The sequence below is a fragment of the Pseudomonas sp. S3_B08 genome, from assembly GCF_054667725.1.
This window is the reverse complement of sequence record NZ_CP162750.1, coordinates 653,193-666,766: the sequence shown is the minus strand read 5'-3', so window position 1 is coordinate 666,766 and position 13,574 is coordinate 653,193. Positions and strand designations below refer to the sequence as shown.

Sequence of the window (13,574 nt, the reverse complement as noted above, 5' to 3'; positions counted from 1 at the left end):
CCACCGTGATGCCGCTGAGATGGATCAGGCCGGTCTCCGGGCTCATGAGCGGCGTTTCGCCGGACTGCGCGCCTTCCCGCTTCTTTCGAGGCAGTGGCTCAAGGCGCAGTTTTCACTCATTTACCGTTGCGGGGGCAGCGCCGGGATCGTCGTGGCTTCGCTTGAAGACCACCCTCACCGGCTTCCCTGTTTCACTCTGTCGACGCGGGGCCACAGAGCACCTGAAACAAGCGGCGAAGGTTAGAGGGTTGGGGGTGGAGCGTCAATTGAAGAGGCGCTTTGCGCGCGAATAACTGCCGTTGATCCATTGTGCAGCGGCAATCTTGTGCCAGACTGCGACAAGTGATATCAAAGAGCCATGCTTTTCCCGAAAAGCCCACTACAACAATAAGGATGACGACGATGCAAGGCATGATCATCAGCAACCCGCGCCTGGAATTTCTGCGCCCGGTGCTGGAACGCTGGTTTGACTGTATCGATCGCTACAACACCGTACGCGGCGACAACGAAACGCCATATTGGCACGACGAGAAAGCCAATCTCGGCCTGCTCTCGGCAGCGGCGTGGATGGCTGAAATGGTCACGCTGAACGACACGGCCACGCGCAAACAGAACGAAGAAGGCGAACGCAATGCTCGCGCCGACCTGCTGATTGCCGGCGCCGAAGACCGCGCGTTCATTCAGGCCACGCAACGCTGGCCACGGGTCAACAACCTCAACCTGACCCAGGCACTGCTCGACGTCACCGCCGATGCCAAGCGCATCAGTTACGCCAGCGATCTCAAGCTCGGCTGCCTCTTTGTTGCTCCGCAAAAACCTCAGCACAGCGCCAGCCCCGAAGAATTGCAGGACATGGTAGACGACCTGCAAAAGGAACACACCTGCGCCGTGGCCTGGTATTTCCCCTACGCCTATCGCAAATTGCACAGCGACGCGGGCAACTATCATCCGGGCATCGCCATGCTGTTCAAGGAAGCCCGCGGTTGAGCAGTTGAACCATCGGGCCTGCGCCCTCCTCTATGTTTAGGAATGCATTCATAGGGAAGATCAGCAATGCGCAAGGCCCAACTCGCTCTTATCATCGCCGTCGCTGGCGGGCTCGCCGCCTGCGGTGAAACCTCCAGCCTGCAAGTCTCCGACGGCACCGGTCCGTCACCGAAACTGCCCGAACCGAACAAGACGCTGATCCCGACAGTCAACATCGCCCCGGCGGTGGGCTGGCCGGACGGCGCGAAACCGACCGCAGCGGCCGGCACCCAGGTCGCCGCGTTTGCCGAAGGCCTCGATCACCCGCGCTGGCTCTACGTGCTGCCCAACGGCGATGTGCTGGTGGCGGAGACCAATGCGCCGCCCAAGCCCGATGACAGCAAAGGCATTCGTGGCTGGGTGATGAAGAAAGTCATGGGCAAGGCCGGCGCCGGCGTGCCCAGCCCGAACCGCATCACCCTGCTGCGTGATGCCGACCACGATGGCGTCGCGGAAACCCGCACGGTGTTCCTGCAGAACCTCAACTCGCCATTTGGCATGACGCTGGTTGGCAACGATTTGTACGTAGCCGACACTGACCGCCTGCTGCGCTTCAACTACGAGCCGGGCGCCACCGAGATCAAGACCCAACCGATCAAAGTCGTCGACTTGCCCGGCGGCACGCTGAATCACCACTGGACCAAGAACGTCATCGCCAGCAAGGACGGCAACAAGCTCTACGTCACCGTCGGCTCGAACAGTAACGTCGGCGAAAACGGTCTGGATCAGGAAGAAGGCCGCGCGGCGATCTGGGAAGTCGATCGTGCGACCGGCAACCACCGCATCTTCGCCTCGGGTATCCGCAACCCCAACGGCCTGGCTTGGGAACCCACCAGCGGCGCCTTGTGGACAGCGGTCAACGAGCGTGACGAAATCGGCAGCGATCTGGTGCCGGACTACATCACCTCGGTCAAGGATGGCGGCTTCTATGGCTGGCCGTTCAGCTACTACGGCCAGCACGTCGATGTGCGGGTCAAACCGCAGAATCCAGATCTGGTGGCCAAGGCCATCGCTCCGGATTACGCGGTCGGTCCGCACACCGCTTCGCTGGGCCTGACCTTCGCCGAGGGCAACCGCTTGCCGGCGCAATTCAAGGAAGGCGCATTCATTGGCCAACACGGCTCGTGGAACCGCAAACCGCACAGTGGCTACAAGGTGATTTTCGTGCCGTTTACTGGCGGCAAGCCGACCGGGCAGCCGGTGGATGTGCTGACCGGCTTCCTCGACAAGGACGAGAACGCGCTGGGCCGCCCGGTGGGCGTGGTGATCGATCAGCAAGGTGGCTTGCTGGTGGCAGATGATGTGGGCAACAAGGTGTGGCGCGTTTCTGCCAGCAAGTAAGTTAAGCGCGAAGCAAAAAATGTGGGAGCGAGCCTGCTCGCGAAAGCGGTTTATCAGTCAAATCATTGTCAACTGACACTCCGCCTTCGCGAGCAGGCTCGCTCCCACATTTAGTTATGCATACGCACTAGGGGTTATGCGCCAGCTGCCCCGGCTGCAACACCCGCTTGGCGCTCAGATACGCCTTCTGCCAATACGCCTTCGACAGGCTATCGAGCTTGACCGTGCCGCCCGTGGCCGGCGCATGCACGAAGCGCCCCTCGCCGACGTAAATCCCCGCATGACTGACCTGCGAGCCGCCATTGGTGGCGAAGAAGATCAGGTCGCCGGTCTGCAGGCCTTCCTTGCCGACATTCGGCGCCTGCATGACGATCATTTCGCGGGTCGAGCGTGGCAGCGAAATGCCCGCCGCGTCGCGGTAGACGAAACCGATCAGACCACTGCAATCGAAACCGGAATCTGGCGTGTTGCCGCCCCAGCGATACGGCGTGCCGACCAGGCCGAGGGCGCGGAACAGCACGTCTTCAGCAACGGGGGAAAAAGCCTGGGAGGGAGCGAACACGATCGGCGCGCGAACCACGGGGGCTGGCGGCGGTGTGCGGCTGGCGCAGGCGCTGAGCAGCGCGGCGCAAAGGATCAAGGTGAGGCGGGCCGACATCGTCATAAGCAGAACATCCTGATCTGGCTGCGGCTTTCTCTGCCGAATGGACAGAAACAAAACCGCCTGCGTCATCACGCAGGCGGTTTGCCATCAATATAGATTCAGGATTCTAGCGGCTACGCGGCAAACTTCAAGTAAGACTTTAACTTCACCTTGTAAAGTTTAGGTCTACTCCGTTGCCGTGCCGTTTTGTCGCCGCGAACGCAGCGACATCGCGCTTACTTGCGAGCGGTGACCACGGTCGGCGCCATGGCGAGTGCACGCTTGGCTTCGATGAAGGTCTTGCTCCAGTAGCTGTCACCCAGGCTGTCGATGCGAACACCGCCGCTGCGACGACTGCTGGAGTGAATGAACTGGTTGTCACCCAGGTAGATGCCGGCGTGACTGACACGACCGCGACGACCATTGGTGGCGAAGAACAGCAGATCACCCGGCTCAAGGTTGCTGCGCGAAACCAGGGGCGCATCAACGTTGATCATTTCGCGAGTGGAGCGCGGCAGGTTCATGCCCGCCTCTTCGCGGAACAGGTAACCGATGAAACCGCTGCAATCGAAACCGGCTTCAGAGGTACCGCCGAAACGGTAACGAGTACCGATCAGGGACATGCCGCGTTCGAGGATGCTGTCAGCCAGTACAGGAAGCTGATAAGGCTTGCTGCCGTTGAACTGGTTGAGTTCTTTTTCGGTGTCCAGCTCTTCCTGGTAAATAACGGAAGACTGGGCGGTAGCAGAATTCTTGACCTGTTGCGGCGGCTCTTGAACCGGAGAATGAGCAGCACAACCGAATAACAGGGTAACGAGTGCGAGAGGCACGAGGGGTGCGAAGCGCTTTAGCATGGGCACGACCGTGGCTGATAGTTGTAAAGAAGCCGAGACTATGCCCGCTATCGTCCTCATTTGCAAATTCAATCGAACTTTATGTGACTTCCCGGTTTCGCGTTTACATCTAAGCGCGTAACTCGTCTGGCCGGTGAATCGGCGCAGGGACGCGGGTTTTCTGGCGCCTGAAAGCTGGCAAAAGCCCACTACTACCAGCCAAGAGTTTCCTTGAGGAAGGGAATGGTCAGCTTGCGTTGCGCTTGCAGGGACGCCTGATCAAGCTGCTCGAGAAGATCGAACAGCGCGCTCATGCTCCGCGTGCCGCGAGTGAGAATGAAGTGCCCGACTTCATCGGTCAGGTGCAGACCGCGACGGGATGCGCGCAATTGCAACGCACGCAATTTGTCTTCATCGGAGAGCGGGCGCATCTGGAAGATCAGCGCCAGGGTCAGGCGCGATTTCAGGTCGGCCAGCTTCACTGGCAATTCGCGCGGCGAAGTGGACGCGGCGATCAGCAGGCGTCGGCCGCTGTCACGCAGACGATTGAACAGATGAAACATCGCCTCTTCCCAGTCGGCCTTGCCGGCAATCACCTGCAAGTCATCCAGACAGACCAGTTCGTACTGCTCAAGGTTGTCGAGGATTTCCACGCCGCGGTCCATCAACTCGGCCAGCGGCAGATACACCGCCGGTTCGCCCATCTGCTCGAAGCGCAGGCACGCGGCCTGCAACAGATGCGTGCGCCCGACGCCGTGCTTGCCCCACAGGTAGATCAGGCTCTCCGTCCACCCGGCGTCGGCTTCGCAGAGACGCTCGACATAGCCGAGTGCAGCGGCATTGGCGCCTGGGTAGTAGTTGATGAAGGTGGCGTCGTCACGCAGACGCACACCTAGGGGCAGCTGAATCGGTTTCATGCTGACTGAACAGTTCTCAAAGGAACCGTTAGTGGCCTCTGTGTAAAGTTGGCGAAGTTTATACCCGTGAGGCTGAGCGCACAATGCGACAGACCCCAAGCAAAATCAAAGGTTTGCGTTGACGCAGCGGTTTGATGACAGATTCTCTGGCGCCCTCGCTCGAACGAAACGGACCAGCCCGGCCAAGCGCCGGGCGGCCCGCGCCATCACAACTCAGGTTCGTCAACGCCGCTGTAGATCCCGGAATCCTTATACAAGTCGTGGACATGACGCACCAGCACCATGATCACCGCCGCCACTGGCAACGCCAGCAGCACGCCGGTAAAACCGAACAGCTCGCCACCCGCGAGAATCGCGAAGATCACCGCCACCGGGTGCAGGCCGATCCGATCCCCGACCAGCAGCGGCGTCAGCACCATGCCTTCCAGCGCCTGACCGACCATGAACACCGCGACAATCCCGACCATCGGGTACAGATCGCCACCGAACTGGAACAACCCGGCGATCAATGCCGCGCCGATGCCGATGACAAACCCCATGTACGGCACGATCGCCGCGAGCCCGGCAATCAGGCCGATCAACAGCCCCAGCTCCAGACCGACGATCATCAGGCCGGCGGCGTAGATAACGCCCAGCGCAACCATCACCAGCAACTGCCCGCGCACAAACGCGCCGAGCACTTCGTGGCACTCGCCCGCCAGCGCAACCACGCGCTCTTCGCGATCACGTGGGAGCAGGCTGCGGATCTTGCCCATCATCACGTCCCAGTCGCGCAACAGATAGAAGCTCACCACCGGGATCAGCACCAGATTTGCCAGCCAGCCGATCAGCGCCAGGCTCGAGGCCGTTGCCTGACTCAACACCACGCCGACGATGTCGGTGGTCTGACCCATGTGCTCGCTGATCGCGGCTTTGACTTTATCGAACTTCCAGAAGCCGTCCGACAGCCCCAGTTTCGCTTGCGCCCACGGCACAGCGGTGTGCTGCAACCAGTCGAGCATCTGCGGCGCCAGCTCGTACAAACGCAGCAACTGTTTGGCGAGCATCGGTACCAGCACCAGCAGCAACGCCGTGACGATCAAGGTGAACAAGGCAAACACGGCAATCACGCCCCAGGTTCGCGACAGCCCAAGCCGCTCCAGACGATCCACCAGCGGGTCGAACAGATAAGCCAGCAACAACGCGACCAGAAACGGCGTGAGGATCGGGTGCAGCAACCATACAAACGCGCAAAGCAGGACTACCCCACCGAGCCAGAACCAACGCCGCGTATCGGCCATTTACCACTCCTGATGCTTCTATATAAGGAAAGACTTACCAGCGAAACCGCAACGACGGTGCCGCCGCTGCCGGGGTTGGCGCTGCCACCGCAGGCGTACCATCCGCCGCTGGCTGGGCAGGCGCCACCGGGGCCGGCGCTTCGGCCGGCAGCTCCTGCAACTTCGCCAGCGACAATTGCGCGCGCAACTGATCGGCGCTGCCATTGACCCGATAGACGATCCGATCGCCCTGCACGCTTTGCAGACGCACGCCGAAGGGTTCGAGTAACCGCAGCAGCGCCGCATAATGCTCCAGATTCATGCCCTGCACTTCCAGGGTCTGCTGACCCGATGCGCCGGGTTTGGCGACAAATCGCGGCGCCAGACGCTCGGCCACAGCCAGCATCACCGCATCGGCAACCGCAGCCTGATCGGCGCCCTGCACGCTGCCGGCCTCTTTCTGATCACCGAGCCACAAGCGCCATTTTGCCTGCCACTGTCCGCCCTCTTCGCGGGCATGCACCGCCAGCAAGGCGTCGGCGTTGTAGCGCTCCGAAGCACTGCGCAAGGGCGCGGGGTCAGCGCTTTCCAGCGCAGGTGCGGTGGCGACCAGTTGCTCGCTGAGATCAGCCAGCGGCAAGCGCAGTGGCAAACCGCGATGTTGTGCGGCCGTGCGCAACGCTGAGGCTGCGGCCTGACCGTCACCGACCAGGCTCGCACCTTCAGTTGAATCGTTCAGCCACCAGCCGAGGATCGACGGTCGACTGGCGCCCCACACCGGCAACCCGGCCCGACGCAAGGCCTGCTCGGTGGTTGCCGGATCGAAATCGACTTTCAGCACTTCCGGTGGCCCGGCATCGAAACCGAACTGGCTGATGATCTGCTGCGGGTCCTTGCGGATCGGCGCCAGCCCCGGGCTCTGCGCGGCTTTCGGGTCGCCGGTCAGGCGCAGCACCAGGGTATCGAGCGCTGCCTGCGTGGCGCGATCGCGCTCTTCCGGCGCCTGGCCGTTGACCGGCTGACGCACCTGATACAGACCTTTGAGGTTTTCGGCATGGCTCGCCAGGCTGACCAGCGTCAGGCAGCCTACAAATAACAATTTACAAAAACGCATGGAAAATTCCCGTCGACAGGAGCGGCTGGAACACGCCGCGTGAACCGGTTGAGCAAGGCTGTGACCCCCACCTCTTGCAAAACATTCACACGGTGGCGGTAAGTTTTTGCACAGTCCTAACGATAGACGGTTAATCGCCACACCTTATACAGGCAGTCATACGCTGCGATTGCAAAAAATTTCCGCCGATATGGCCCTGCCCGTCGGTGCGAGGATGGCCGCTGCCCCTCAAGCCTGATAAAATCGCGCGCCTTCGCAGACCGGCAACAGCCGGGCCCCTCGAAACTCGCGTGAGGCGATCGCCCATCGAGTTCGATGTTCCCGCTGAACTCGGTCGTTACCCCCTGAATCCCCTCCCCTAAAGGCCTGGATCATGAGCAAGCAACCCTCCCTGAGCTACAAGGACGCCGGTGTAGACATCGACGCCGGTGAAGCATTGGTCGAACGCATCAAGAGCGTCGCCAAGCGCACTGCGCGCCCGGAAGTCATGGGCGGCCTGGGCGGTTTCGGCGCCCTCTGCGAAATCCCGGCCGGCTACAAGCAGCCAGTGCTGGTCTCCGGCACCGACGGCGTCGGCACCAAGCTGCGTCTGGCGCTGAACCTGAACAAGCACGACAGCATCGGCATCGACCTGGTCGCCATGTGCGTCAACGATCTGGTGGTGTGCGGCGCCGAGCCGCTGTTCTTCCTCGACTACTACGCCACCGGCAAACTGAACGTCGACACCGCTGCCCAGGTTGTCACCGGCATCGGCGCTGGCTGCGAACTGTCGGGCTGCTCGCTGGTTGGCGGCGAAACCGCTGAAATGCCAGGCATGTACGAAGGCGAAGACTACGACCTGGCCGGCTTCTGCGTCGGCGTCGTGGAAAAAGCGGAGATCATCGACGGCTCGAAAGTCGCCACCGGTGACGCCCTGATCGCCCTGCCATCGTCCGGCCCGCACTCCAACGGCTACTCGCTGATCCGCAAGATCATCGAAGTCTCCGGCGCCGACATCGAAAACACCCAGCTCGACGGCAAACCGCTGACCGACCTGCTGATGGCCCCGACCCGCATCTACGTCAAGCCACTGCTCAAGCTGATCAAGGACACTGGCGCGGTCAAGGCCATGGCCCACATCACCGGTGGCGGCCTGCTCGACAACATTCCGCGCGTACTGCCAAAAGGCGCGCAAGCAGTGGTTGACGTGGCCAGCTGGACTCGCCCGGCCGTATTCGACTGGCTGCAGGAGAAAGGCAACGTTGATGAAACCGAGATGCACCGCGTGCTCAACTGCGGCGTCGGCATGGTCATCTGCGTGGCTCAGGAGCACGTCGAAGTGGCCCTGAACACCCTGCGTGACGCCGGCGAGCAGCCTTGGGTCATCGGTCAGATCGCCGTGGCCGCCGAAGGCGCTGCGCAGGTCGAGCTGAAGAACCTCAAGGCTCACTGATGCCAAAGTCCTGTGATGTCGTGGTGCTGTTGTCCGGCACCGGCAGTAACTTGCAGGCTCTGATCGACAGCACGCGGACCGGCGACAGCCCGGTCCGCATCGCTGCGGTGATTTCCAACCGCGCCGACGCCTACGGCCTGCAACGCGCCCGCGACGCGGGTATCGCCACACGCTCGCTGGATCACAAGGCATTCGAGGGCCGCGAGGCCTTCGATGCCGCGCTGATCGAACTGATCGACCAATTCAACCCCGAACTCGTGGTACTGGCCGGCTTCATGCGCATTCTCAGCGCTGATTTCGTGCGTCACTACCAGGGTCGCCTGCTCAACATCCACCCGTCGCTGCTGCCCAAATACAAAGGGTTACACACTCATCAGCGCGCGCTGGAGGCCGGCGATACGGAACATGGCTGCTCCGTGCACTTCGTCACCGAGGAACTCGATGGCGGACCACTGGTCGTACAAGCAGTATTACCGGTAGAGTTGCACGACACGCCGCAAAGTCTGGCGCAACGAGTCCACGCCCAGGAACACCTGATCTATCCGATGGCAGTACGCTGGTTTGCCGAAGGCAGGCTGACACTCGGTGACCAGGGTGCTTTACTCGACGGTCAGCCACTCGCCGCCAGCGGCCACTTGATTCGACACTAGGAGATATTATGCGTCGCGCCCTGCTCTTCGCTTGCGCTCTGCTCGCCCTGCCCTTCGCGCAGGCAGCGGACCTTCAACCGTTCTCCGCCAGCTACACCGCCGACTGGAAGCAGCTGCCCATGAGCGGCACCGCCGAACGCAGTCTGACCAAGGAAGCCGACGGCGTCTGGAAGCTCAGCTTCAAGGCCTCGATGATGATCGCCAGCCTGACTGAAGAGAGCACCCTGAAGCTGGACAAGGACACCTTGCTGCCGCAGTCCTACCACTTTGAACGTGGTGGTCTGGGCAAAGCGAAAAAAGCTGATCTGGACTTCGACTGGGCCAATAAACTGGTGACCGGCACCGACCGTGGCGACGCGGTGAAGATCCCGCTGAACCGTGGCATGGTCGACAAGTCGACCTATCAACTGGCGCTGCAGCACGACGTTGCCGCCGGCAAGAAAAGCATGAGCTATCAGGTGGTTGATGATGGCGAAGTCGATACCTACGACTTCCGCGTGCTGGGTTCGGAAAAGGTCGACACCAAGGCCGGCCAGATCGATGCGATCAAGGTCGAGCGCGTGCGCGACCCGACGCAAAGCAAGCGCATCACCGTGCTGTGGTTCGCCAAGGATTGGGATTACCTGTTGGTGCGCCTGCAACAGGTCGAGACTGACGGCAAGGAGTACAACATCATGCTCCAGGACGGTACGGTCAACGGTAAGACTGTCAAAGGCAGCTGATCCGTCGCAAGAACAGAGAGCCCCGCGAATGCGGGGCTTTTGTTTATCTGTTCGATGATACTGCGCGGCGGCCCTACCCCTCACCCCAGCCCTCTCCCGAGGGAGAGGGAGCCGACCGAGGTGTCTGCCGCTAACCATCGACCTGAGAAACCGAGTCGAATATGGATTCCAAAGCATCGCACGATTAGTCCCCTCTCCCTCCGGGAGAGGGTTAGGGTGAGGGGCTTTTGAAGGTCAAACTCACACCGAAAACCGCGCCACCATCCCGTTCAGATCCACCGCCAACTTCGACAACTCCTGACTCGCCGCACTGGTCTGATTGGCCCCAGCCGATGTCTGCATCGCCAGATCACGAATATTCATCAGGTTGCGATCCACCTCCCGCGCCACCGCTGCCTGCTGTTCCGAGGCGCTGGCGATGACCAGATTGCGCTCGTTGATCAAGGTAAACGCTGAGGCGATTTCCTCCAGGGCCGAGCCTGCGCTCTTCGCCAGCTCGAGGGTCGAGCGCGCCCTTGAGTTGCTTTGCTGCATCGAACTGACCGCTGAATCGGTGCCCTGCTGGATCCCGCCGATCATTTGCTCGATTTCCTGGGTCGACTGCTGGGTGCGATGCGCCAGCGCCCGCACTTCATCTGCCACTACTGCAAAGCCACGCCCGGCATCACCGGCGCGCGCGGCTTCGATCGCGGCGTTGAGGGCGAGCAGATTGGTTTGTTCAGCGATCGAGCGAATCACGTCCAGCACTTTGCTGATGCCATGAACCTTTTGCGCCAGCGCCTCGACCTGCGCGGCATTATTGGTGACATCGCCAGCGAGAAACTCGATCGACGTCACCGTCTGCTGCACTTGCTCGCGCCCTTGCCGGGCGATGCGGTCGGACTCGCGGGAGGCTTCGGACGTGGCCACGGCGTTGTTCGCCACCTCTTCCACCGCTGCTGTCATCTGGTTGACCGCAGTGGCGGCCTGTTCGATTTCCTGGCTCTGCTGATGCAGGCCGCGAGTGGCGTCTTCGGTGACACTGCTGAGTTCTTCGGCTGCCGAGGCCAACTGCGTTGACGACTCGGAGATGCGCCGGATCGTGTCGCGCAGATTGTGCTGCATGCTTTTCAACGCTTGCAGCAGACGCGCCGGCTCGTCTTTGCCAGTGATGTGAATGTCACCGGTCAAATCCCCACCGGCCACCACCTCGGCCACGCTGAGCGATTGCGACAATGGCACGACAATGCTGCGCGTCAGCAGCAACGCCAGGCCGACAGTAATCAGCGCAGCCATGGCGATCATTACTGCGACCCATAGCCGCGATTGCTTGAACACCAGCCGCGCGGCCTCAGTGGCCAGACCGGCATTCTGTTTATTCAACTCGACCAGCTCACGCAAAGTGGCGGCGATTTCATCGGCCAGCGGGCTCATCTGATCATTGAGAATCGTCGCAGCCTCAGCGACCCGATTCTGCGCCGACAGCTGTAGGACTTGTGCCTGAAGCTCAAGGTATTTGTGCTCGGTGCCCTTGAAGCGTTCGAACAATACGCGCTCTTCAGGCAGCACGATCAGACCGTCATAACGCTGCTGCGCTTCGCTCAAGCCACTGCGCAGTTCGTCGAGCTTGGCGGCATTCTGCTCCAGTGCCTTGGGGTCACGGTTGAGCAACAGGCGCATGGTCAGCGCACGCAGGCGCAGCATGTCCTGACTCATTTCACCGACCGCCATCACGCTTGGCAGCCAGTTGTTGTCGACTTCATCGGACTGCGCACGCATGTTCGACATTTGCAGCAAGGCGAACGCCCCGAGGGCAAACACCATCAGGGCCAGCAGGCCAAAACCGAGACCGGCGCGCGGGGCAATATTGAGACTACGGATATTCATCACTCTGGCTCCTTCCAAAAGCGCTGCATCAGCCTGCAGCGGGTTGCTTTAGAAGGTATCGGCATTGCCGTGAAATTGCGTAAGACGAAAAAGCGATAGGCAAACGAGCGGCTAGTCCGAACTCATGGCTTTGACGTTTCAGCGCGGACCGGCGGGTCTACCAGTGTTGCGCGGCAATATCGCCAGGAAGTTATCCCGCGCGACTTTGCGCGCTACCCCTTCCGGCAGCGCATCGAGAAACGGCTTGTAGCTGTGCATTTCCTGACCGAGCTTATTGAACCGTCCTACCACGTCAGAGCCGAGCATGAAGCGCTCGGGATACTTTTCCACCAGCGCCAGCCATTCGGCGCGCGGCTTGCCCTGCTCGTCGAGCAGATACGGCGTGAGCATGCTCCACGACAGGTCGATAAACAGATTCGGATAAGCCTCAAGCATGCGCGTCAGGGTTGCCAGGAGAAACGGCAACTGGGTCTGATGCCGATGGATCTCGGCGCTGGTGCCGGCATGCGCCCAGATGAATCGCGTGTGCGGATGATTGCGCAGCGGCTCTTCGACTTCCTTCAGGTACAGCGGATTTTTCTCACGCTTGGAGGTGATGTTGGAGTGCAGCATCACCGGCAGATCGTTTTCCGCAGCGAGGTGATAGATCTTGGTCATTGCCTCGTTGTTCGCTCGAGGCGTGTCGCCGGAGGTCAGCGCGGTCAGGTCATCGTGTCGGGTGAACACCTCGCCGATGCCCTGCCACAACCCCGGATACAGATCGAGCATGCGCTGGATGTGCGCGGCGGAATTCTTGTCATTGGGATTGAAGCCGGACAGGAACGGATGAAAGTACTGGCGCTGCTCCGGCGCAAGTTTTTCCACCGCATCGGCAATGATCACATCGGTGGCGCTGTACCAATAGGCATCGGCGTCATCACCGGCGTAATAACGCGGGCGCTTGGGTTCGTCTTCGTGCCATTTCTTCGCCACGGGAATGCCGGAAATCATGACGTGCTCGATGGAATTGTCCTTCATGGCCGTGAGCAATTTCTGCATGCCGGCGCTTTCCTGGAAAAAATCCACGTAATGCAGGTGCGCATCGCTGTAGGTGTATTCGCGGGCACTGGCGCTGCCAGCGAACAGCAGCAGACAGGCAAGACTCAGACGAGACAAGGACACAAGTAATCTCCGGCAGATGGGCATAGCCTAGACCGCGCCCGAACGACAAGGGTTCATCCCTGCTGAAAAGCGGAACGCCCACTGCCGGGAATGCTCTATAACTGCAAGGTCTGCTTTGATCGAACGATTTCTCCTGCCGCCTGTGAGGTTTCCATGACTGTTACCGTCAATACCGTCTCCGCCGAAGGTTTTCGTCACACCGTCCAGATCGACGACCACGAATTGTTTGCCGATGTACCGAAAGCCGCCGGAGGTGAAGGCACCGCGCCAGAGCCACACGATTACTTCGACGCTGCGCTGGGCGCCTGCAAAGCGCTGACCGTGAAAATGTATGCTAAGAAAAAAGACATCCCGCTGACCGGCGTGGGAGTCGAAGTGAAGCGCGACAACAGCCAGGAACAGAAAGGCAAATACGCCCTGCATGTCACCCTGACGCTCAAAGGCGTGCTGACTGACGCCCAGCGCGAGGAACTGCTGCGCGTGGCCGATCGCTGCCCGATCCACAAGCTGATGACCACCAGTGAAGTCAGCATCGAAACCCACGCACCACAAGGCTTTGACAGCCAATAATCCTCCCAATGCCAGCGGCGGGTTATGCTTCTGGCATCAC

Annotated in this window: 13 protein-coding genes and 1 riboswitch; of the genes, 6 read left to right on the top strand and 7 right to left on the bottom strand. The window is 60.8% G+C overall.

All coding sequences use genetic code 11. The features are described 5' to 3' along the window. Positions 1-10 precede the first annotated feature (10 nt). Positions 11-240: riboswitch (cobalamin riboswitch) on the bottom strand. A gap of 162 nt (positions 241-402) precedes the next feature. Then, on the top strand, positions 403-987 hold the full coding sequence (locus tag AB4N73_RS03150; RefSeq protein WP_457263926.1) for a hypothetical protein: 585 nt from the start codon (positions 403-405) through the stop codon (positions 985-987). 66 nt (positions 988-1,053) lie between these two features. Further along, on the top strand, positions 1,054-2,367 hold the full coding sequence (locus AB4N73_RS03145; RefSeq protein WP_056783926.1) for a PQQ-dependent sugar dehydrogenase: 1,314 nt from the start codon (positions 1,054-1,056) through the stop codon (positions 2,365-2,367). Positions 2,368-2,494: 127 nt separating this feature from the next. Here AB4N73_RS03145 and AB4N73_RS03140 read toward each other — a convergent pair whose 3' ends face one another. The 5 genes from AB4N73_RS03140 to AB4N73_RS03120 all read right to left on the bottom strand — a co-directional run bounded on the left by AB4N73_RS03140 (position 2,495) and on the right by AB4N73_RS03120 (position 7,133). Continuing rightward, the gene (locus tag AB4N73_RS03140; protein ID WP_041479547.1) at positions 2,495-3,031 is read right to left on the bottom strand and encodes a C40 family peptidase; all 537 of its coding nucleotides are present in this window, start codon (positions 3,029-3,031) and stop codon (positions 2,495-2,497) included. Between the two features lie 215 nt (positions 3,032-3,246). Beyond that, on the bottom strand, positions 3,247-3,864 hold the full coding sequence (locus tag AB4N73_RS03135; protein ID WP_016773699.1) for a C40 family peptidase: 618 nt from the start codon (positions 3,862-3,864) through the stop codon (positions 3,247-3,249). Between the two features lie 191 nt (positions 3,865-4,055). Beyond that, on the bottom strand, positions 4,056-4,760 hold the full coding sequence (gene hda / locus AB4N73_RS03130; protein WP_007919828.1) for a DnaA regulatory inactivator Hda: 705 nt from the start codon (positions 4,758-4,760) through the stop codon (positions 4,056-4,058). Positions 4,761-4,966: 206 nt separating this feature from the next. Then, a complete protein-coding gene (locus tag AB4N73_RS03125) occupies positions 4,967-6,040 on the bottom strand; it encodes an AI-2E family transporter (protein ID WP_016773697.1) in 1,074 nt (357 codons plus the stop codon). 34 nt (positions 6,041-6,074) lie between these two features. Further along, entirely contained in the window at positions 6,075-7,133 is a 1,059-nt protein-coding gene (locus AB4N73_RS03120) for a DUF2066 domain-containing protein (protein ID WP_460142905.1), read from the bottom strand. Positions 7,134-7,506: 373 nt separating this feature from the next. Here AB4N73_RS03120 and purM point away from each other — a divergent pair, with 373 nt between their 5' ends. From purM to AB4N73_RS03105, 3 genes are read left to right on the top strand one after another with little or no spacing between them, the layout of a single operon-like run. Beyond that, entirely contained in the window at positions 7,507-8,565 is a 1,059-nt protein-coding gene (purM, locus tag AB4N73_RS03115) for a phosphoribosylformylglycinamidine cyclo-ligase (RefSeq protein WP_016773695.1), read from the top strand. Further along, the gene (purN, locus tag AB4N73_RS03110; RefSeq protein ID WP_041479550.1) at positions 8,565-9,215 is read left to right on the top strand and encodes a phosphoribosylglycinamide formyltransferase; all 651 of its coding nucleotides are present in this window, start codon (positions 8,565-8,567) and stop codon (positions 9,213-9,215) included. The genes purM and purN overlap by 1 nt, the downstream gene beginning before the upstream one ends. An 8-nt stretch (positions 9,216-9,223) precedes the next feature. Next, on the top strand, positions 9,224-9,937 hold the full coding sequence (locus AB4N73_RS03105; RefSeq protein ID WP_056783915.1) for a DUF3108 domain-containing protein: 714 nt from the start codon (positions 9,224-9,226) through the stop codon (positions 9,935-9,937). A 240-nt stretch (positions 9,938-10,177) separates the two neighbouring features. On the opposite strand, the gene AB4N73_RS03100 is transcribed toward AB4N73_RS03105, so the two are convergent. Beyond that, positions 10,178-11,803, bottom strand: a complete 1,626-nt coding sequence (locus AB4N73_RS03100) for a methyl-accepting chemotaxis protein (protein WP_460142904.1) — start codon at positions 11,801-11,803, stop codon at positions 10,178-10,180. Positions 11,804-11,941: 138 nt separating this feature from the next. Further along, positions 11,942-12,988, bottom strand: coding sequence for an amidohydrolase family protein (locus AB4N73_RS03095; protein ID WP_431078382.1), 1,047 nt, complete (start codon positions 12,986-12,988; stop codon positions 11,942-11,944). Positions 12,989-13,117: 129 nt separating this feature from the next. On the opposite strand from AB4N73_RS03095, the gene AB4N73_RS03090 reads away from it, so the two are divergent. Next, positions 13,118-13,534, top strand: a complete 417-nt coding sequence (locus AB4N73_RS03090; RefSeq protein WP_305382469.1) for an OsmC family protein — start codon at positions 13,118-13,120, stop codon at positions 13,532-13,534. Positions 13,535-13,574: the final 40 nt, after the last annotated feature.

Coding starts and splice junctions, on each gene's coding strand:
- AB4N73_RS03145 (WP_056783926.1), top strand. CDS start 1,054: ATGCGCAAGGCCCAACTCGCTCTTATCATCGCCGTCGCTGGCGGGCTC.
- AB4N73_RS03100 (WP_460142904.1), bottom strand. CDS start 11,803: ATGAATATCCGTAGTCTCAATATTGCCCCGCGCGCCGGTCTCGGTTTT.
- AB4N73_RS03140 (WP_041479547.1), bottom strand. CDS start 3,031: ATGACGATGTCGGCCCGCCTCACCTTGATCCTTTGCGCCGCGCTGCTC.
- AB4N73_RS03125 (WP_016773697.1), bottom strand. CDS start 6,040: ATGGCCGATACGCGGCGTTGGTTCTGGCTCGGTGGGGTAGTCCTGCTT.
- hda (WP_007919828.1), bottom strand. CDS start 4,760: ATGAAACCGATTCAGCTGCCCCTAGGTGTGCGTCTGCGTGACGACGCC.
- AB4N73_RS03135 (WP_016773699.1), bottom strand. CDS start 3,864: ATGCTAAAGCGCTTCGCACCCCTCGTGCCTCTCGCACTCGTTACCCTG.
- AB4N73_RS03120 (WP_460142905.1), bottom strand. CDS start 7,133: ATGCGTTTTTGTAAATTGTTATTTGTAGGCTGCCTGACGCTGGTCAGC.
- AB4N73_RS03090 (WP_305382469.1), top strand. CDS start 13,118: ATGACTGTTACCGTCAATACCGTCTCCGCCGAAGGTTTTCGTCACACC.
- purM (WP_016773695.1), top strand. CDS start 7,507: ATGAGCAAGCAACCCTCCCTGAGCTACAAGGACGCCGGTGTAGACATC.
- AB4N73_RS03150 (WP_457263926.1), top strand. CDS start 403: ATGCAAGGCATGATCATCAGCAACCCGCGCCTGGAATTTCTGCGCCCG.
- AB4N73_RS03105 (WP_056783915.1), top strand. CDS start 9,224: ATGCGTCGCGCCCTGCTCTTCGCTTGCGCTCTGCTCGCCCTGCCCTTC.
- purN (WP_041479550.1), top strand. CDS start 8,565: ATGCCAAAGTCCTGTGATGTCGTGGTGCTGTTGTCCGGCACCGGCAGT.
- AB4N73_RS03095 (WP_431078382.1), bottom strand. CDS start 12,988: ATGCCCATCTGCCGGAGATTACTTGTGTCCTTGTCTCGTCTGAGTCTT.